Source organism: Arthrobacter sp. MYb221 (genome assembly GCF_002979835.1).
In the GTDB taxonomy this organism is placed as follows: domain Bacteria; phylum Actinomycetota; class Actinomycetes; order Actinomycetales; family Micrococcaceae; genus Glutamicibacter.
This window is the reverse complement of sequence record NZ_PCPW01000020.1, coordinates 15,133-33,789: the sequence shown is the minus strand read 5'-3', so window position 1 is coordinate 33,789 and position 18,657 is coordinate 15,133. Positions and strand designations below refer to the sequence as shown.

Sequence of the window (18,657 nt, the reverse complement as noted above, 5' to 3'; positions counted from 1 at the left end):
CTTCTGTCCAGCAAACCGCATTAATCACATCTACCCTTTTCAAGCCCTGGTTTCCCAATTGTTCATCTTGTGTTAACCGGGAAAAATTAGGCTGGGGTTATGACGGTTGAACTCCCCCTCCTCGAAGAGGCTTTCCGCGGATATTCGGTTCTAGACAATGACGACGACGACCCGGTCTTAGTTCGCGCCGACGGGAGCATCGTGGACACTTGGCGGGAGGACTACCCGTACGAGGCCAAGATGGACCGTGTCACCTACGACGCGGAGAAGCGAGCGTTGCAGATCGAACTGCTGAAGCTGCAAAAGTGGCTCAAGGTGCATGGTCGACGTCTGATGATCGTCTTCGAGGGCCGCGATGCCGCTGGCAAGGGCGGCACGATCAAGCGGTTCGCCGAGCACCTGAACCCCCGCGGCGCTCGTGTAGTCGCGCTCGAAAAGCCGACGGAGCGCGAATCCAGCCAGTGGTACTACCAGCGCTACATCGAGCATTTCCCGACCGCCGGGGAGATCGTGCTCTTCGACAGGTCCTGGTACAACCGCGCCGGGGTGGAACGCGTGATGGGGTTCTCCACGCAAAACCAGGTGGAGCATTTCCTGGAGCAGACCCCGCACTTCGAACGGCTGCTCGTCGAGGAGGGCATCGACCTGGTGAAATTCTGGTTCTCCGTCTCCGCCGGCGAACAGCTGACCCGCTTCACGATTCGCCGGATCGACCCGGTGCGCCAGTGGAAGCTCTCCCCCATGGACCTGGCCTCGCTGGACAAGTGGGATGACTACACGGCCGCGAAGAAGCAGATGTTCTTGAAGACCGATACCGAGCACGCCCCGTGGACGGTGGTGAAGTCCAACGACAAGAAACGCGCCCGGTTGCAGGCGATGCGCCATGTGCTGAACCTCTTCGAATACAAGGGCAAGGACCACGATCTGGTAGGCACCCCGGACCCGAAGATCGTCGGCCGCGCCGCGCGGGTCATCAACCACGGCGAGGAGTTCTAGCGCCGGTCCTTGTACCTCGGCCGCAGCCGGCACTACGCTGAGGCAACCGACAAACACCGCCGCCAGTTGACGGCGGGATGCCCAGCGCGAAGGAACGATCATGGCCGAATCCGCGGAAACCGAGCGGCGAGCCGCCGCGCCCGCTCCCTATGTGCTCTTCCCCGGGACCGCCCGGGAAGCCTTGGGCCGCTACGCGCAGATCTTCGGCGGGGAGCTTGCACTGTTCAGCTACGCAGAATTTTCCCGCACCGATGGCGCCGGCGAGGCGATCGCCCACGGAATGCTCGATGGCGTTGTCACCCTCTTCGGGGCGGACGCCGCCGAAGGGGAAAAGTCCGTGGCCATGCAGGGGCTGATGCTTTCGTTGCTGGGAACCGCGCCCCCGGAGGTTTTGCACGGCTGGTTCGACCAGCTCGCGCAGGATGGTTTGGTGATCGATCCGCTCGCGGCTAAGCCGTGGGGCGCCACCGACGGGCAGGTGGTGGACCGCTTCGGACTGCACTGGCTGATCGGCTACGACCCCGAAGGCTAGGCCCCTCCGGAGCGCGACGGCATGCTTTATGAGGGCAGCGGATTCCCGTACGGATAATCCACCCACACCCCATCGCCGCGCTCGGGGCAGTGCCGCTCGGCCCCGTTGCGCACGCAATGCGTGTCCGCCGGGTAGCGGTGCCCCTGCAGCAGCTTGCCGAATTCGATCGATCCCAGATCGGATACCTCGCGTCCGTCTCGGTAGCGCAGCGCGTAGTTGAAATAGCGGAAGCGGCGCTTGGTGAACCGGCGGATCCCGGACAATGCCGAGGCGCGCACCGCAACGGGCAGCTCAAGACTCATGGTGCCATCATTCCGCATGGCCGGACGCGTCGAATCCGCTGGCGACGACCATGGTGAAATGCTCAACGACGGGGAACGGCTCGTAGAAGTGATGCAGCGCCTGCTTCCACCGCTGGTATTCCGGCGAACGGCGAAAGCCCTCGGTGTGGGCCGCAACCGACACCCAGCGCACCAGCAGCAGATAGTCTCCCGGGGATTCGATCGAACGCGATAGCTCCAAGTTCGCGAACCCCGGTTGGCATTCGATCAGCTTTCGCGCCTCGGCGAAGGCGGCCTCAAATTCTGCTTCCTGCCCTTGTCGGACAGGAAGTATCGCGTGTTCCAGGATCATTCTCTGAGCCTAGCAATTCACGGTTTAGCGGATCCTATGTGACGCGCCGCGGCCCGCCGTCGCGAGGGCTAAGCGGCCCACCGCTCGCTTCGTGGGCCCCGTTTTACGAGCTCACGCGCGGAAGATGCGGCGCGGGATCTTGGCTGGCTCCGCTGCCCTATCCAGATGCGGCGGCTCTGCCTATGCTGGGAGGCGTAGGTCCCATGCCGCGTCCAACAATACGAAGGAAGGCATCCTGATGGAACCAGAGACCCTTGTGCTCGCCGGAATTCTTTTGCTGTCGCTGATCGCGGTGACCACCGGAGGTCAGCTGCTGCTCAGGATCACCACCGGTGCGCTGTACGCCAATGAGCTGCAGAAGTCCTGGTTTCGTGCCGGGCACGCGCATGCCGGCGTGCTGCTCGTGCTTTCTCTGGCGCTGCTTCCCTATACCGATCATTTCGCCACGGAGAACTTTTTCGGCTCTGTGGCTCGGCTCGGCGTACCAGTTGCCGCGATTTTGATGCCGGCGGGATTCTTCCTCAGTGTTATCGGCAAGGACCCGCAAAAGCCCAGCAAGCTAGCTTGGCTGATCGCGGTCGGGGCCGCTTCGCTCATTGCGGGCCTGCTCGCCGCGGGAATCCTGGCCATTCAAGCCGGGGCCGGCGGATAATCCACCGGTTCGAGGGCGCGGGTTTGTCCCGTTGAAAGGGCTGGCAGGTTCGGCAGGCGCAGCTTTCGAAGGTTTAGGAGCCCAGCTCGTCTTCGGGAAGCGTGGCACGCGGCCCCAAGGGTTCGTCGGATTCCTCTTCCCACTCCATCGTGGGTGTGGGTGGATCATCCAGGTGCACTCCGGCGCCGCGTTGGATCATGGTGACCGCCCCCATCGCCAGGAACACCGCAACGGCAACCGCCGCGGCACCGAGCACCAGGATCAGCAAGACGGCGCCGAGGCGCGAAGCTACACGTGAGCCCATGGGATACCGCCTTCCGAGTCTGCCATAAACGCTAATTCTATCCGTTCGCGCCAGATTCGGCCGGGACAACGGCAGAAACCTTCGGCCTGTTCACGAAATTTTCATCCGGCAACGGCAAACGCCCCGAGATTTCCGCGGGCTGCGGATCTCTCGGGGCGTTGGGCGTGATAGGCCGTGCCTAACGCTGGGTGGCGCCGAACTTCTCGGTAGCCAGGGCCACCGCGGCGGCGCGCGCCTCGGACGCTTCATCGGCGGTCAGCGTGCGATCCGCGGAACGGAAACGCAGCCCGAAGGCCAGCGACTTCTTGCCGTCCTCGATGCCCTTGCCCTGATAGACATCGAATAGGGCGATGTCTTCGAGCAGGGCACCGGCACCTTCGCGCAGGGTGCGCAACACGTCGCCGGCGACAACGTGCTCGTCCACGATCAGCGCGACATCCTGAGTGGCCAGCGGCTGGGTGGACAGGTGCTGTGCGACGACCACGGCGGGAGCGGCTGCCATCAGTGCGGTGGCGTTCAGCTCCATGGCGACCGTGCGGGCCGGCAGATCGGCGTCCTTGAGCAGCTGCGGGTGCAGTTCACCGGCGTAGCCGATGACTTCTCCGTTGAGCTTCAGTGCTGCGACACGGCCCGGGTGGAAGGCCTGGTGGCTGCCCTGGGCAACCTCCAGCGGTGACCCGAGCAGATCCGCGATCGTGCGTGCGGTATCCAGCGCGTCGGCCCAGTCCCAGGCGCGCGGGGTGAACCCGGCGCCTGCGGCGGCCTCGTGGCCGGTGAAGACCGCGGCCACATGCCACGGCTGCTCCGGCACCCCGCCGAACAGTTCGGCCAGTACCTCATCGCTTGGTTTGACGCCCAACGGAGGCAGCACCGATGAGCCCAGCCGTTCTCCCGGCAGGAACACCAAGCCGCCCTCGTAGAGGGCCAGGTCGCGGAATCCGCGGCCCAGGTTGCGCCGTGCGGTGTCCAGCAGGCCCGGCAGCATCGAGGTGCGCAGGAAACGGAACTCCTTGGAGATCGGGTTGGCCAGGGTCACCGCGTCGACCGTGGTTCCGGCCACCGGTGCGCCGAAGGCGTTGTTCTGCGCCGCGGAGACGAACGGGTAGGACAGGATTTCGGTCAGCCCGAAGTCGGCCAGGCCCTGCAGGATGCGGCGGCGCTGGGACTGCGTGCGAGTCAGGCCGCGGCCCGGAGGGGCCACCGGCAGGGTCGCGGGGATCTGGTCGTAGCCAACCACGCGGGCGACCTCTTCGACCAGGTCCTCCTTGATCGCCAGGTCCGGGCGCCAGCTCGGTGCGGTGACCGAGAAGCCGACGGCGGTCTGCGCGACGGACGCGCCGATGCCTTCCAGCGCCTCGATGGTCTGCGCGTCGGTGTACGGCACGCCGATCAGGCGTTCGGCGTATCCGGCCGGCAACTCGATCACGGTGGGCGCCGGGATTTCGCCGGCGTCGGTGACCCGCGCGGTCTCGGTGCCGCCGGCAAGTTCGACCAGCAGCTGCACCGCGCGCTGTGCGGCAATCTGCATCACCTGCGGGTCAACTCCGCGCTCGAAACGCTTGGAGGCTTCCGAAGGCAGCTTGTGGCGGCGGCGCGAGCGGGCAATGGAGACCGCATCGAAGTGCGCGGCCTCGATCAGCACGCGGCCGGTCCCATCCGATACCTCGGTAGTGGTCCCGCCCATGACGCCGGCGATGCCGATGGCACCGGACTGATCGGTGATCAGCAGGTCCTCGACGTGCAGCTCGCGCTCCTTGGCGTCCAGGGTGGTGAGCTTCTCCCCGGGGTTTGCCCGGCGCACGGTGATGGGCCCGGTGAGCTTGTCCGCATCGTAGAAGTGCAGCGGCGCGCCGAGTTCGAGCATCACGTAGTTCGAAATGTCCACGATCAGCGAGATCGAACGCATGCCGGCCAGCTGCAGGCGCGAGGCCATCCAGCGCGGGGTCGGGCGGCTCGGATCGACGCCGGTGACTTCGCGGGTCACGAAGCGGGTGCAGCCTGGCACGCCGTAGATCGGGGCCTGGTCCGCCAGGGTGACCGGCAGGCCTGCCTCGGCGGCCGCGGTGACCTTCACCGTGGTGGCCGGGTCGGTGAACGAGGTTCCGGTGGCCAGCGCGTATTCGCGGGCGACGCCGCGGATCGAGAAGCAGTAGCCGCGGTCCGGGGTCACGTTGATCTCGGCGGCCTGATCGGTCAGCCCGAACAGTTCCATGACGTCGGTGCCCAGCTCCGGGTCCAGGCCCAGGGTGGAGAGCACCATGATGCCATCGTGGTCCTCGCCGATGCCCAGCTCGCGGGAAGAGGCGATCATGCCGGCCGAGACGTGGCCGTAGGTTTTGCGCGGGGTGATCTTGAAGTCCCCGGGCAGCACCGCACCGGGCAGGGTGACAACAACCTTGTCGCCCTCCACGAAATTGTGCGCGCCGCAGATGATGCCCTGCACCCCGGATGGCTCGATGCCCTCGCCGGTCAGGGTCTGCTCCTGGCCTTCCGGAACGACGCGGACCTGGCACCAGTTGATGGTCTTGCCGTTGGTCTGCTCCTCCTTGACCAGGGAGAGCACCTGGCCGACGACGATCGGGCCGGACAGGGTGTCGGAGGGACGGTGCACGTCCTCTTCCTCGAGGCCGACCTTGACCAGGTCTGCCATGATGTCTTCGGCCGAGGCGTCGGCCGGTACCTGCGCATACTCGCGCAGCCATGAAAGCGGAATACGCATAACCTAGATCTCCATCCCGAAGTGCTGGCTGAAACGGACGTCGCCCTCGATCATGTCGTGCATGTCGGGAACGTCGTTGCGGAACATGAGCGTGCGCTCGATGCCCATGCCGAAGGCGAAGCCGGAGTACTCTTCCGGATCGATGCCGGCGGCGCGCAGCACATTCGGGTTGATCATGCCGCAGCCTCCCCACTCGATCCAGCGCGGTCCGCCCTTGGCCCCGGGGTGCCAGATATCGAGCTCGGCGCTCGGTTCGGTGAACGGGAAGTAGGCCGGGCGCAGCCGGATCTGCGCCTCGGCGCCGAACATCTGGCGGGCGAAGTGCTCCAGCGTGCCGCGCAGATCGGCCATGGTCAGGCCCTTGTCCACGGCCAGCCCCTCGAACTGGTGGAAGACCGGGGTGTGGGTGGCGTCCAGCTCATCGGTGCGGAAGGTGCGCCCCGGGCAGAGCACGTAGACCGGCACCTCGCGCTCCAGCATCGAGCGGACCTGCACCGGGGAGGTGTGGGTGCGCAAAACCAGGTGCGCGTCTGCCGGCTCGATGAAGAAGGTGTCCTGCATTTCGCGGGCCGGGTGGTCCGGCTTGAAGTTCAGCGCGTCGAAGTTGAACCATTCGGATTCCACCTCGGGGCCCTCGGCGATTTCCCAGCCCATGCCGACGAAGATGTCCGAGACGCGGTCCTGCAGGACCGAGAGCGGGTGGCGGGCCCCGGCGCGGCGGCGGCGCGGCGCGGCGGTGACATCGACGGTCTCCTCGACGAGGATGCGGGCGGCTTCGGCTTCTTCGAGCACTTCGGTGCGCGCGGCCAGGGCCTTGTTGACGCGGCCGCGGGCGCCACCGACGAGCTTGCCGGCTACGGCCTTCTCGGTTTTGTCCAGCTTGCCGATCTGGCGGTTGGCCAGCGACAGCGCGGACTTCTCCCCGGTGTGAGCCAGCCGTGCGTCTTTTAGTTCGGTCAGGTCGCCGGCGGTCTCGATGGCTGCTAGTGCCGCCTGGACCGCGGCGTTGATGCCTGCTTCATCGGTCGGATGCGGGACGCTTTGGTCCGTTTCCGTTGCCTCTTGGGTTGTCTGATCAGACATGGGATCGATCGATCCTTCTCTTCGCTCGTGGAACTCTTGGTTCCTATTCTATTTGCTAGGGCCCGCCAACGTTTCAACGATGACGGGCCCGGGCCGTGAAGATGCTTACGATTCGCCTAGTGGCCGCTCGGGTCCTTGGCACCCTTCGGCGCAAAGGCCAGGGCAATGATCAGCACGAGCACCAGCAGGGCGCCGCCGAAGATCATCGAGTAGAACAACGCGTAGTTGGCGCTGCCGGTGGCCTTGTATTCCTCGGCGCCGGCCATCATGTCGAAGGCTACCGAGTGGTGCTCGACCTCGCCCGCAGAGTGCGAAACAACCTTGCCCGGGAAGCTGACTACCAGGTTTGCCTCGGTGAACTGTTCGTTGACCACGACTTCTCCGGCACCGGGCATCGAGAACTCAAATTCGCCGCCCTTGTCGGTCAGCGAGATCGGGAAGCCGAAGGTGCTGAAGGCATCCTGCAGCTGGACGAAGTTCATCTTGCCGACGGTTTCGAAGCGCAGGCCGACGTTTTCCCCGTCGTCGACGGTGGTGTAGCTCCACTGCTCGCCGAGGATCTGATCCAGTTCATCGGTGTTCAGCTGGCTGGCCAGCACCTCTTCGAAGGGCTGCCCCTGCAGGTTTTCCTGATGAGTGGTGACCTGCAGCGCACCGGTGGCCTGATCGGCACCGGTCACATTGACTTCAGCGTTCATGTTGACGCATCCGGACAGGGCCAGGATTGCGGTAAATACCAGCGCGAGAACGCCAAGAAGTCTCTTCACTCGGATTGCTCCTCAAGTTTATTGATTGATTATCTACATTTTGCCGACACCGGGCACTAGTTCCAGCTTACGCGGTTTAGAGCGTGCGCCCTGCATGGGCTTGAGCCAGGCAGGCGGCGACGATCGGCGCGTCCGCTTTGATCCACGGCACCGCGGCACCCAGCGACTCATCCAGAGCCAGCCAGGCCAATTGGTCGTGCCCGTCGAGCGTGTCGGGAGTGCCGGAGCTGATGGTGGCGAACCAGACTCGCATGGCGGCCTGCTCGTTCAGCGCCCAGCCCTGCGCCAGCGGTCCGGTAACTTCGGCGCCGAGCGTGAGCTGCACGCCGAGCTCCTCGCGCAGCTCTCGATGCACCGCCTCGATATCAGACTCCCCCGGTTCGACCTTGCCACCGGGAAATTCCCAGAGGCCGGCCAAGGCTGCCGGGCGGTTGCGCCGGGCAGCCAGCATTTTCGTCGGCGACGCGAAGTTATCGACGATGGCTACGGCGACGATTTGTTTCAGATTCATGGAGGTGTTCCTTGGGCTTTAGCGTTGGGCGCGGGCCGAGGCATACAGGCAGACCGTCGCGGCGGTGCTCACGTTCAGCGATTCGGCCACCCCGTAGAGCGGCACCGCGACCTTGTACCCGGCCAGTTCCTTTTCCTGTTCGTCGAGCCCCTGCCCCTCATTGCCGAAGAGCCAGATGGTGGGCCGCTCGAGCGCCGGTTCATTCGCCGGCAGTTCGGTTCCGGTCCCCGGGCGCAGCACCGCCGAGTCCTGCAGGGTGTCCAGGTTGTGGGCCGCGTAGCCATCGGCCGCGAGCACTTGCAGGCGTTCCCCGGCGGCAGCGATGAAGTCGTTGAGGTCGACGTCGCTGAGCACCGGCAGGTGGAAGAGCGAGCCGACGGTGGAGCGCACGGCCTTCGGATTGTAGATGTCGACGCTGTCCTTGGTCAGGATCACCGCGTCGGCACCCGCCGCGTCGGCGGCACGCAGGATGGTTCCGGCATTGCCCGGATCCTGGATTCGGCAGAGCACCGCGATCAGCTTGGGGTTGCTGGCCAGCACCTCGGAAAGCTGCGGCTGGGACATTGCGACGACCGCGAGGATGCCCTGCGGGTTCTTCGTATCGGCCATCGCCGAGATGACATCGCCGGTGACAAAATGGGTGCGCACCTTGGCTGCGTCGAGCAAGGCCGTAAATTCTTCGTGGCGTTCCAGGAAACCAGGGACCACGTAAACTTCTTGGACCAGCTGGTCGTTGGAACGGTGCGCAACCAGCGCCTCGCGGACCGCTTGCGGGCCTTCGGCAAGGAATTCGCCGGTTGCCTCACGGCCCTTGCGGTGGGCCAAGCGGGCGACCGCCTTGACTCGGTCGGCGCGCGGATTGGACATCACGTCTGGGGGAAAGCTCGTCATTATTCGAGAATACCGGTAGAAGCACCGAAGGGTGGGTTCCACACTATGTGCGGTACCCACCCTTCGGTGTGATCTGTCCTACCTGAGGCTTAGCTCAAAGGGAGAAACGGATTTACTTCATCTGCTGGCGGGATTCTCCACCTGCTGGCTCGAAGCCTGCGCCCTTGGCAGCTTCGATCGAGTTGAACCAGAACTCGGCCTCGGTCTGCTCGTACCAGGTCGAGCCTGGGACGTGGTACTTGTTCGATCCGGCGTTGCCCTTGATGACGAAGCCTTCTGGTGCGTCCTGGCCTTCAACGGCCTTGATCACGCCTTCGCCTTCGACGCTCTTGGCTGCTGGTGCAGCTGCGGCCTTTGGAGCCTTGGCAGCCTTTGGTGCGGAAGCTGGTGCTTCTGCGCCGCGAGGAGCGTTGACATCTGCCGGAAGAGCGTCCTTTGCAACCTTGACCAAGGTAGCGAAAGCGTTCGAGTCCGAAACAGCCAGCTCGGAGAGCATGCGACGGTCAACCTCGACCTCAGCGGCCTTCAGGCCCTGGATCAGACGGTTGTAGGTCAGGCCGTTGGCGCGGGATGCAGCGTTGATACGCTGGATCCACAGGCGACGGAAGTCGCCCTTGCGCTTACGGCGGTCGTTGAAGCTGTAAACGAACGAGTGGAGCAGCTGCTCCTTGGCCTTACGGTACAGGCGCGAACGCTGACCGCGGTAACCCTTTGCGCGTTCCAGAACGACGCGACGCTTCTTATGGGCGTTTACTGCCCGCTTCACACGTGCCACGTGTGTACTCCTTCAAGTCAGTTCCTCCCACCCGGGATAACCAGGTGAAAGCGAAATCTATGGTTGTTGGGGTTGTGCTTCCCCGAATTGCGAAAGGGAGAGCTTAGAGGCCCAGCATCCGCTTGATGGTCTTCACATCGGCCTTAGCTACCAGCTGGTCAGAAGCCAGGCGGCGCGTGACGCGCGAGGACTTGTGCTCCAGGTAGTGACGACGGTTGGCCTGCTGGCGCTTGAGCTTGCCGCTACCAGTCAGCTTGAAGCGCTTCTTGGCGCCACTGTGAGTCTTGAACTTCGGCATAGCTGCCGTTCTCCTAACGTGCTCCACATAAATCGTGAGATCTGTGGGGATCATCCGAAGCGGGCCTCTTGGCAAGGTGACCGCTGCTGTTCTCTTGTAGTTGGACCTTCGCAAGGAAGATCCTTCACCGTTTCCGATGACGGGCCCGGAGGCCCAACAGGCTTGGGCTAGGCTTCGCCTTCAGCCGCGTTGCGAGCCTGCTCCAGCTTCGCGAGAGCTTCATCATCCATCGCTGCTGCGACGTTCTGACCCTCGGTCTCTTCTGGGGCGTCGGTGCGGATCTTGCGCTTCGCGCTTTCCCGGCCACCCGACTTCTGCTGCTGTTCGCGGCGAGCCTCTGCCTTGTTCTTCAGCGGACCTACAACCATGACCATGTTTCGGCCATCGATGCGAGGGGTGGACTCTACGAGCCCGACCTCTGCTACGTCTGCTGCAAACTTTTCTAGCAAGCGAATGCCCATCTCTGGGCGTTGCTGCTCACGTCCACGGAACTGGATCATGGCCTTGACCTTGTCGCCTGCGCCTAAGAAGCGCAGTGCGTGGCCGACCTTGGTCTCGTAGTCGTGGGTGTCGATCTTCAGACGGAAGCGGACTTCCTTCAGGATCGTGTTGGTCTGGTTCTTACGAGCTTCACGAGCCTTGACAGCGGCTTCGTACTTAAACTTGCCGAAGTCCATCAGTTTGCATACAGGAGGCTTGGCGGTCGGTGCCACCTCGACCAAGTCCAGATCGGACTCGACAGCTAGTCGGAGCGCGTCCTCGATGCGGACGATTCCTACCTGCTCACCATTGGGGCCGACGAGACGTACCTCTGGCACGCGAATGCGCTCATTAATGCGTGGATCGCTGATGTGTCACTCCTGATTTTCGTAAGTCACTTACTCGCAAATGAAGAAGGCCCCCGTCTGCGAAGTGCAGGCGAAGGCCAAAGAATAGACGACACAATAGTTTTACGATTCTTCCTCGTAAAGCTATTTCCGGATACTCATAAATATCCTGCCGAATTACCCGGAAGCCTAAACGGCTACTGCGGGTGGGAGTTGGCCTCCACTTGCATGGCTCAACACTGATCTCTTGGTGACATCATCCGGATACCGGACGCTCTCAAGTACCTGTATTGAGTCGGTCTGTGACAAGCTTAGCAGTATGAGTACCGAAGACACCAACTCGCAGCAGCACGCCGTCGAGCAGCAGATGCGCGACATCGCAGAAGTTCCAGCAGTAGAGATCATCACCACCGCCGCAGTTCACCTGATGAGCGCGGCCGCGGTCAAATGCGGACTGGCAGAAGGTGATGATGCCGATGAGCTGAAGGATCTTGATGAAGCTCGCAAGCTAATTACCGCTCTGGCTGGCCTAGTCACCGCGGGGGCACCCGAGCTTGGTTCACAGCACGCGGCACCGCTGCGTGACGGTCTGCGAAGCCTTCAGCTCGCCTTCCGCGAAGCATCATTGATCCCGGATGCACCAGGCAAGGGCCCGGGCGAGAAGCTCACCGGACCGGTCAACTAGCGATTGTTTCGCAGAATTTTAAGAGATTAACGTCATGGATCCGCTTCCTTTGGGAAGCGGATCCATGCTCGTTTAAACACGAGCTTTCCGTTTCGGAACAGATATTGCCGGATCGGAACGAGCCACAACGCCTTGCACTAGATAGGCTTCGGTAATGGATACCTTCGAACAGCCGGTACTGCATGCCGGGCGCTATGTCTTGCGGCCGTTCGACATCGGCGACGTGGCATTGATCGAGGCGGCTTCGCTGGATCCGCTCATTCCGTTGATCACCAGCGTTCCCGTTAAGGGATCCAGCCAGGACTTCGCGGACTTCATCTCCAGGCAGCAGCAGCGTGTGGCTGACCGCACCGGGTATTCCTTCGCCATCGCCGAGGCACAGACGAATCGGGCGATCGGGCAAATTGGGCTGTGGCTGCACAACGTTACTGCCGGCCGGGCAAGTATCGGATACTGGATCGATCCTGCACAACGCGGACGCGGTGCAGTGAGCGCGGCGTTGGATGCACTCACCGTTTGGGCCTTGAAGCTTGCGGCCATCCATCGGGTGGAGCTGTACATCGAGCCTTGGAACGAAGGGTCCTGGCGGGCCGCCGAAAAATGTGGTTTCACCCGCGAAGGATTACTGCGAAGCTGGCAACTGATCGGCACCGAGCGCAAGGACATGTACTGCTACTCCCGGCTGAAAACCGAGGGCCCGGCGCACTAGCAAAAGCACGATTCCACTACGAGAGGCAGGATCATTGATGGACCGTCAAACGCAGAAGATTGTTCTGGAACCATTGCACGAGGGGCATCGGCAGTTCGTCATTTCCCTGGCCTCCGATGAACGAGTCACTCGCTATATCGGTGATGGTTCGGTCTGGGACGACCAGACGATCGGCGAGCGAATTCAATTGGCACTGAGCGCTTTGCCGCTTGCCACGGTTGGGGCCACTCGCTGGTTTGTGGCTATCGCTGCGGGGCATCCGGCAGGGCTGGTCGTGGCCACCCGTAAACCCGAGGGAGTCGAACTTGGGTATTGGGTCTCCCCCGGCTATTGGGGTCAGGGAATCGCCGGTGCCATGGTCAATAGCGCGCTAGGGCTCATCCCCGAACTATTTCAGGTGCGCCGTTTGATCGCTCGGGTCGACCCAGCCAATGTTGCCTCGGCCAAGTTGTTGGCGCGCAGAGGCTTCACGGGGCGGTCAAGCACCGACGGGCTGGATCACTACGAGCTCAAACTCACCTCGGCCTAAACGAAGTCGCCCATCCGCGCGCGACGGGTGCGGCGCACTCGTCGGCGGATCTGCTGGGCGATCAATGCGATTACCACGATGAATACCGCCAGCAAGCCGATGCCGATAAATGCCTGGGCGGGGCCGAGCGTATCCACGAAGATGCCGGTCAGCGGTGAACCGAGCGCGGTGCCGGTGGTCATCGCCGAACCGTACCAGCCCATGGCCTCGCCGCGGCGTTTCTCCGCGACCAGATCGGTGAGCCATTCGGAGGCCGCCGAGAGCGTGGGCGCGCAGAGCAGGCCCGGGGCGAGCGAGAGCAGCGCCAAGCTCCAGGTGTCGGTGGCGAAATACATGGGCACGGTCAGCACCGCCATCGCCAAGAGCAGCAGGAGCGGGGAGATGGCCCGGTTCATCGAGCCGTAGACCAGCCCGCCGATCAGCGACGAACCGCACCAGAAGAGGAATACGATCCCCAGGTCACCGGAGCGTGACTGCGCTTCGAGTTCGGCAACGATGCCCACCTCGGTGCCCGTGAGCAGCGCACCGGCTCCGCCGGCGGCGATGAACACCGCAAGCACCGAGGCGCTGATCCAGTTGAAGCGGCTCTTGAACGCACGTCCGCGGCTCTTGATCCGGGCGCGCGCGGACTTCCAACCCGCGGTGATCAATTCGCCTTCGACCTCGGCCACGCCGAAGGGGGCCGCGGCGATGAAACTGGCCTCCGCGCCGAGACGCTCCTCGTGCACGTTGGCGCGCAGGGCCACCGCCTTGGGGTCATCACTGCGCGTCGGCGGATTCAAAATCATCAGCGCCAGACCGGCGACCGATGCGGTCACCCCGATGACGCTCAGCCCGATGGTGCTGCTGATCTGCGTGGCGACGATCCCTGCCGAGGCCGGTCCGACGATGAATACCAGTTCGGTGGCCGTCGCATCGAGCGCAAAGGCGGTGCGCCGGTTATCCCCGGTGGTCATGATGCCCAGGGCGGTACGGACTACGGAGAACACCGGCAGCGAGAAGAGCCCGCCGATGAAGGCCAGCGGGTACACCCACTCCAGCGACACGTGCGGGACGGTGCACCAGACGATGGTTTCGACGAAGATCGAAGGAATCAGCGCCCGGCGCAGCCCCCACGCATCGACCCGGGCACCGCGCCACGGGGCGCCGATGGCAATGCCGAGGGTCATCAGCGCGGTAACCAGCCCGGCGGACACCCAGCTCTGATCGAGATTCGTAACCAGGTGCAGAAGCAGCAGCATGCTCAGCGCCGAGTGCGGCAATCGGGCAATCATTCCGATGACTAGCAGCGATGAAATCTGCGGCTGCCGCAGAATCTGCCAATACCGTTTCATACCCGGTGGTGTCCTTTTCTCTTAGTCTGGTGCGCTGAGCAAACTCACTTCGAGCGAATCGACCGCTTCGGCGAATTCTGGGTTTTGGGCGAGGCGCCCATGGATGTCTTTGGTGCTCTGGCGGGCTTCGGCCTCGGGGGTTCTGGCGGCGAAGACGAACTGCAGGTTCAGTTCCGGTCCGGGGCCGCCGCCCAGCACCGCCGCTCCAGAGACATCTCGCGAGCCGACTCCCCGGCCCGGCGCCACCTTCACCGCGCGGAGCGCCGGATAACCGGCGGTCGCCTCTTCGACGAGCTTGGCGATGTGCTCGCTGAGATAGCTGGGGGTCCAATCGGTCTGCTTGGCCAGGTTCCACATCCCGGGACGACGCAGCACGAAGGTGAAATCGCTGCCCGGGTCGAGCACCAGCAGCTGGGCTTCTTCGCTCACCGCAGACAGGGCCGCGCGGGGTGCGTAGACCGCCACCGGTCGGGCCTCGCCATGCCAGGCCTGCAAGCGCTCGACCGTGGTGAATACCGGCAAGGCCATCCGCCCATCGGGTGCCTTGATCTTGACCAACGCCATGTCGGCTTCCTTATCGGCGGCGAAACCATGTTCGGTCAGCGCTTCTTCGCCGAGCTGGGCGACAACCGCCACGAAGACGCGAGCCTGGGACAGGGCCCGATGCACTCCGGCCTCGTCTCCGGTTCCCGCGCGGAGCTCGGCCAGAGCCTGCACCACGGCCGGGTCGGCGGCTCCATCGTCCTTGTCAAACTTGTGCAACGGATTTTCCTCGCCGCTCAAGTCCCGACCGTCCCAGCCTTGGCCGGCAGAATCTGCGCGGTTGCCAGCTTGCGCCAACGCCGCGGCGATATGCCCGGGCAGGTGGCGTTTGGGATCGGATTCGGGGTGCGAAATGCTCATGAAACTATGCTATCTGCCGGGTGCAAATGCGAAAGTCCTGCGACGAAAATCCGTTCATGACCTTTGCCACGCACCCCGGCTCCGGTGCGGAAGGCAAAAGACCCGAACCGGGCCGGTGGGCGCTGGTTCGGGTCCTGGCTCAAAAAATGGTGGAGGCTAGCGGCGCCCTGCCACGTCCAGCGCTTGGGCGAGGGTGAACTGGCCCGCGTAGAGCGCCTTGCCCATGATCGCCCCTTCGATTCCCTCCGAGACCAATTCGCGCAGCACGCGCAGATCTTCCAGCGAGGAGATGCCACCGGAGGCGATCACGGGTTTGGTGGTCTTGGCGCAGATTTCGCGCAGCAGGTCCACGTTCGGCCCGCGCAGGGTGCCGTCCTTGGTCACGTCGGTGACCACATAGCGGGCGCACCCGGCATCTTCCAAGCGTGCCAGCACGTCCCAGAGGTCGCCGCCGTCCTTGGTCCAGCCGTGGCCGGACAGGGTGGTTCCGCGCACGTCCATGCCCACGGCGATCTGCTCGCCGAAGCGTTCGATGACGCGCGCGGTCCAGTCGGGGTTTTCCAATGCTGCGGTCCCCAGGTTCACGCGGGTGGCCCCGAATTCCAGGGCGCGCTCCAGCGAGGCATCGTCGCGGATGCCGCCGGAGAGTTCCACCTTGATGTTCAGTTCGTCGGCGATGCGGCGGACCACCTCGGTGTTATTGCCGCGGTCAAAGGCCGCGTCGAGATCCACCAGATGGAGCCATTCGGCCCCTTCGCGCTGCCAGGACAGGGCCGCCTCCAGCGGGTCGCCGTATCCGGTTTCCGACCCGGCTTCGCCCTGCACCAGGCGAACGGCTTGGCCGCCGGCGATATCTACCGCCGGGAGCAGTTCAAGAATTGGTTGCTCGCTCATAATTTCCTTCTGTCGCTAATGTCTAGAGAGTCTGAACCCAGCCGGCGACAATTGCCGCGGCGGCCAGGGCCCACAATGCGATGATCCACGAGATATGCGCTTTCTGGCTTTTGAGCGAGATCGCGCCGCCGGCGAGGAAGGCACCGAGGGTTAGCAGGATGATGGCCCACATTTCCTAAAGTGTCTCCAACCAGTTGCGCAGCAAGCGGGCCCCGGCGTCGCCGGACTTCTCCGGGTGGAATTGCACGGCGGACAGCGGACCGTTTTCCACGGCCGCGACGAATTCGGTGCCATGGGTGGACCAGGTCACCTGGGGCGGGGTCATCGCCGGTTGGGTGACATCGAACTCCCACTTCTGCACGCCATAGGAATGCACGAAGTAGAACCGCTCGTCCTCGATCCCGGCGAAGAGCCGGCTGTTCTCCGGCGGGCGCACGGTATTCCAACCCATATGCGGAATGACCTCCGCCTGCAGTCGCTCGACCACACCGGGCCACTCGCCGATGCCTTCGGTTTTCACCCCGTGCTCAACACCTTGCTCGAAGAACACCTGATGTCCCACGCAGATGCCCAGCACCGGCTGGCCACCGGCGATGCGGCGGCCGATCCAACGCAGCGCGCCGACCTTGGTCAGCTGCTCCATCACCGAGGCGTAGGCTCCCACGCCGGGAACGACGAGGCCATCGGCGGCCAAGATCGCTTTTGGATCCGCGGTCAGCTCCACCTCGGCGCCGGCGGCTTCCAGCGCGCGCACGGCCGAGCGGACGTTGCCGGATCCGTAATCGAGGACGACGACAGTTTTTTTCGCCACTTAGAGGGCACCCTTCGTGGATGGGATCTTGTCGCCCATGCGGGCGTCCGGCTCGACCGCTTCACGCAGCGCGCGAGCGAAGGATTTGAATTGGGCCTCGACGATGTGGTGCGGATCGCGCCCGGAGAGCACCTCGATATGCGCGCAGATCTGCGCGTGGAAGGTGATGGCCTCGAATACGTGCCGCGTCATCGAACCGGTGAAGTGCCCGCCGATCAGGTGGTATTCCTGGCCTGCGGGTTCCCCGCCGTGCACCAGGTACGGGCGCCCGGAGACGTCAACGACCGAACGGGACAGCGCCTCGTCCAGCGGTGCGTAGGAGGTGCCAAAGCGGCGTATGCCCGCCTTGGTGCCCAGGGCCACGCGCAGCACCTCGCCGATGGTGATGGCCACGTCTTCGACCGTGTGGTGCACGTCGATGTGGGTGTCACCGGTGGCGCGCACGGTCAGGTCGATGAGCGAATGCTTGGACAGGGCGGTGAGCATGTGGTCATAGAACGGCACGCTCGTGCTGATCTCCGAGACCCCGGTTCCGTCCAGGTCCAACTCGACGAAAACTGATGATTCGCTGGTCTCGCGTTCCATCCGGGCGCGACGAGCGCCAATCAATTCGGCAGACATGTCTTCCTTCGCTTGTGTGTGAATTCTACTTCTGTGCACCCAGCAACAAGGCCAGGTGCTCCAGGAAGGCGGTGGTTTCGGCTTCGGTGCCGGCGGTGACGCGCAGCGTTCCCTTGATTCCATTGTCGCGGACAATGATGCCGGCATCCAACAGGCCCTGCCAGATGGCGTGCGGATCTTCCAGTCCGCCGAAGAAAACGAAGTTCGAATCCGAGACAGATGGCTTCAAGCCGAGATCGATCAGCGTGGACACGATGCGGTCGCGCTGGGTCTTGATGTCTTCAACCTGCGCGAGCAGCAGCTCGATGTTCTTCAGCGCCGCGATGGCGGTTGCCTGGGTGACCGCGGAGAGGTGGTAAGGCAGACGCACCAGGCGAATCGCGTCGGTCACCTCGGGGGCCGCCGCGAGATAGCCCACGCGGGCTCCGGCCAGGCCGAAAGCCTTGGACATCGTGCGCGAGACGATCAAGCGCTGGCGCCCTTCGAGCAGGGTAAGCGCCGATCGAGTACCTGCCAGCGAGAATTCTGCGTAGGCTTCATCCACGATCACCATGGCGCCCGTTTCGCTGGCGGCCTCATAGACCGCTTCGATGACGTCTAAGCCCAGTGCGGTTCCGGTCGGGTTATTCGGGGAGCACAGGAATACCACGTTTGGGCGGTGTTCGCGCACCTGCGCGGAGGCGGATTCGGCCGAGAGGGTGAAATCTTCGGCGCGGTTTCCGGCAATGAATTCGGTATCGGTGCCACTGGCGAGCAGCGGGTACATCGAGTAGGTGGGGACGAAACTAAGCAGGCTGCGCCCCGGGCCGCCGAAGGCCTGCAGGATCTGCTGGAGAATTTCGTTGGAGCCGTTTGCGGCCCAGATGTTGTCGGAGGTCAGCCCGTGACCAAGGTAGTCGGCGAGCAGCTCGCGCAATTCGGTAAATTCACGATCCGGGTAACGATTTAGGCTGGCAGCCGCTTTGGCTACTTCCTGAGCGATGGCATCGATAACGGTCGCTGGCAATGGATGGGTGTTCTCGTTGACGTTCAGCTGAATGGGGACGTCAATTTGTGGCGCTCCATATGGGGATAGCCCGCGGAGATTCTCACGCAAGGGCAGCTGACTCAGAAGTTCACTACGGTCATTCACGCATTAATTCTAATGCTGAGGCACTCTCGCCGGTGAATCCACGACAAGAAC

At 63.6% G+C, this 18,657-nt stretch carries 24 protein-coding genes; 6 read left to right on the top strand and 18 right to left on the bottom strand.

From position 1 onward, the window contains the following. Positions 1-99 precede the first annotated feature (99 nt). Positions 100-996, top strand: a complete 897-nt coding sequence (ppk2, locus tag CQ015_RS17655; RefSeq protein WP_105554659.1) for a polyphosphate kinase 2 — start codon at positions 100-102, stop codon at positions 994-996. 100 nt (positions 997-1,096) lie between these two features. Further along, entirely contained in the window at positions 1,097-1,528 is a 432-nt protein-coding gene (locus CQ015_RS17650; RefSeq protein ID WP_105650757.1) for a VOC family protein, read from the top strand. Between the two features lie 26 nt (positions 1,529-1,554). Here CQ015_RS17650 and CQ015_RS17645 read toward each other — a convergent pair whose 3' ends face one another. Next, the gene (locus tag CQ015_RS17645; RefSeq protein WP_105554661.1) at positions 1,555-1,830 is read right to left on the bottom strand and encodes a hypothetical protein; all 276 of its coding nucleotides are present in this window, start codon (positions 1,828-1,830) and stop codon (positions 1,555-1,557) included. A 7-nt stretch (positions 1,831-1,837) separates the two neighbouring features. After that, a complete protein-coding gene (locus CQ015_RS17640; protein ID WP_105650756.1) occupies positions 1,838-2,161 on the bottom strand; it encodes an antibiotic biosynthesis monooxygenase in 324 nt (107 codons plus the stop codon). 238 nt (positions 2,162-2,399) lie between these two features. Between CQ015_RS17640 and CQ015_RS17635 the strand changes: the two genes are divergently transcribed. Beyond that, the gene (locus CQ015_RS17635) at positions 2,400-2,813 is read left to right on the top strand and encodes a hypothetical protein (RefSeq protein ID WP_105554663.1); all 414 of its coding nucleotides are present in this window, start codon (positions 2,400-2,402) and stop codon (positions 2,811-2,813) included. A 73-nt stretch (positions 2,814-2,886) separates the two neighbouring features. Here the strand turns inward: CQ015_RS17635 and CQ015_RS17630 are convergent, their stop codons facing one another. The 9 genes from CQ015_RS17630 to infC all read right to left on the bottom strand — a co-directional run bounded on the left by CQ015_RS17630 (position 2,887) and on the right by infC (position 10,979). After that, positions 2,887-3,117 (bottom strand): hypothetical protein, encoded by a 231-nt coding sequence (locus CQ015_RS17630; RefSeq protein ID WP_105650755.1) that lies wholly within the window; start codon positions 3,115-3,117, stop codon positions 2,887-2,889. Between the two features lie 178 nt (positions 3,118-3,295). Then, positions 3,296-5,836 (bottom strand): phenylalanine--tRNA ligase subunit beta, encoded by a 2,541-nt coding sequence (gene pheT / locus CQ015_RS17625; protein WP_105650754.1) that lies wholly within the window; start codon positions 5,834-5,836, stop codon positions 3,296-3,298. A 3-nt stretch (positions 5,837-5,839) separates the two neighbouring features. Next, positions 5,840-6,919, bottom strand: coding sequence for a phenylalanine--tRNA ligase subunit alpha (locus tag CQ015_RS17620; protein WP_105569967.1), 1,080 nt, complete (start codon positions 6,917-6,919; stop codon positions 5,840-5,842). A 116-nt stretch (positions 6,920-7,035) separates the two neighbouring features. Continuing rightward, entirely contained in the window at positions 7,036-7,686 is a 651-nt protein-coding gene (locus CQ015_RS17615; protein ID WP_105650753.1) for an LppM family (lipo)protein, read from the bottom strand. A 76-nt stretch (positions 7,687-7,762) separates the two neighbouring features. Continuing rightward, positions 7,763-8,197, bottom strand: a complete 435-nt coding sequence (locus CQ015_RS17610; RefSeq protein WP_105650752.1) for a (deoxy)nucleoside triphosphate pyrophosphohydrolase — start codon at positions 8,195-8,197, stop codon at positions 7,763-7,765. An 18-nt stretch (positions 8,198-8,215) separates the two neighbouring features. Then, positions 8,216-9,088, bottom strand: coding sequence for an RNA methyltransferase (locus tag CQ015_RS17605; protein ID WP_105650751.1), 873 nt, complete (start codon positions 9,086-9,088; stop codon positions 8,216-8,218). A 112-nt stretch (positions 9,089-9,200) separates the two neighbouring features. Next, entirely contained in the window at positions 9,201-9,863 is a 663-nt protein-coding gene (rplT, locus tag CQ015_RS17600; RefSeq protein WP_105554670.1) for a 50S ribosomal protein L20, read from the bottom strand. Positions 9,864-9,966: 103 nt separating this feature from the next. Further along, complete coding sequence (rpmI, locus tag CQ015_RS17595) at positions 9,967-10,161, bottom strand: 50S ribosomal protein L35 (protein WP_096288052.1); 195 nt, start codon at positions 10,159-10,161, stop codon at positions 9,967-9,969. A gap of 167 nt (positions 10,162-10,328) precedes the next feature. Beyond that, complete coding sequence (infC, locus tag CQ015_RS17590; RefSeq protein ID WP_374954800.1) at positions 10,329-10,979, bottom strand: translation initiation factor IF-3; 651 nt, start codon at positions 10,977-10,979, stop codon at positions 10,329-10,331. 328 nt (positions 10,980-11,307) lie between these two features. Between infC and CQ015_RS17585 the strand changes: the two genes are divergently transcribed. The 3 genes from CQ015_RS17585 to CQ015_RS17575 all read left to right on the top strand — a co-directional run bounded on the left by CQ015_RS17585 (position 11,308) and on the right by CQ015_RS17575 (position 12,911). Next, positions 11,308-11,673, top strand: a complete 366-nt coding sequence (locus CQ015_RS17585) for a DUF1844 domain-containing protein (protein ID WP_096288056.1) — start codon at positions 11,308-11,310, stop codon at positions 11,671-11,673. 154 nt (positions 11,674-11,827) lie between these two features. Beyond that, positions 11,828-12,382: a GNAT family N-acetyltransferase gene (locus CQ015_RS17580; protein ID WP_105650750.1), complete on the top strand. Its 555-nt coding sequence runs from the start codon at positions 11,828-11,830 to the stop codon at positions 12,380-12,382. Between the two features lie 37 nt (positions 12,383-12,419). Beyond that, on the top strand, positions 12,420-12,911 hold the full coding sequence (locus CQ015_RS17575) for a GNAT family N-acetyltransferase (protein WP_105554672.1): 492 nt from the start codon (positions 12,420-12,422) through the stop codon (positions 12,909-12,911). Here CQ015_RS17575 and CQ015_RS17570 read toward each other — a convergent pair. From CQ015_RS17570 to CQ015_RS17545, 7 genes are all read right to left on the bottom strand, one after another. Next, positions 12,908-14,245 (bottom strand): MFS transporter, encoded by a 1,338-nt coding sequence (locus CQ015_RS17570; RefSeq protein ID WP_105554673.1) that lies wholly within the window; start codon positions 14,243-14,245, stop codon positions 12,908-12,910. The two genes, CQ015_RS17575 and CQ015_RS17570, sit on opposite strands and share 4 nt — an antisense overlap. A gap of 21 nt (positions 14,246-14,266) precedes the next feature. Next, positions 14,267-15,148 carry an SseB family protein gene (locus CQ015_RS17565; RefSeq protein ID WP_105650749.1) on the bottom strand — a complete coding sequence of 294 codons (882 nt, stop codon included), beginning with the start codon at positions 15,146-15,148 and terminating at the stop codon, positions 14,267-14,269. A gap of 156 nt (positions 15,149-15,304) precedes the next feature. Continuing rightward, positions 15,305-16,042, bottom strand: a complete 738-nt coding sequence (gene priA, locus CQ015_RS17560) for a bifunctional 1-(5-phosphoribosyl)-5-((5-phosphoribosylamino)methylideneamino)imidazole-4-carboxamide isomerase/phosphoribosylanthranilate isomerase PriA (RefSeq protein WP_105554675.1) — start codon at positions 16,040-16,042, stop codon at positions 15,305-15,307. 22 nt (positions 16,043-16,064) lie between these two features. Beyond that, the gene (locus tag CQ015_RS19085; RefSeq protein WP_176484251.1) at positions 16,065-16,214 is read right to left on the bottom strand and encodes a hypothetical protein; all 150 of its coding nucleotides are present in this window, start codon (positions 16,212-16,214) and stop codon (positions 16,065-16,067) included. A 3-nt stretch (positions 16,215-16,217) separates the two neighbouring features. Then, entirely contained in the window at positions 16,218-16,853 is a 636-nt protein-coding gene (gene hisH / locus CQ015_RS17555; RefSeq protein WP_105554676.1) for an imidazole glycerol phosphate synthase subunit HisH, read from the bottom strand. Next, positions 16,854-17,474 carry an imidazoleglycerol-phosphate dehydratase HisB gene (hisB, locus tag CQ015_RS17550; protein WP_096288070.1) on the bottom strand — a complete coding sequence of 207 codons (621 nt, stop codon included), beginning with the start codon at positions 17,472-17,474 and terminating at the stop codon, positions 16,854-16,856. 25 nt (positions 17,475-17,499) lie between these two features. After that, the gene (locus CQ015_RS17545; protein ID WP_105650748.1) at positions 17,500-18,606 is read right to left on the bottom strand and encodes a histidinol-phosphate transaminase; all 1,107 of its coding nucleotides are present in this window, start codon (positions 18,604-18,606) and stop codon (positions 17,500-17,502) included. Positions 18,607-18,657 lie beyond the last annotated feature (51 nt).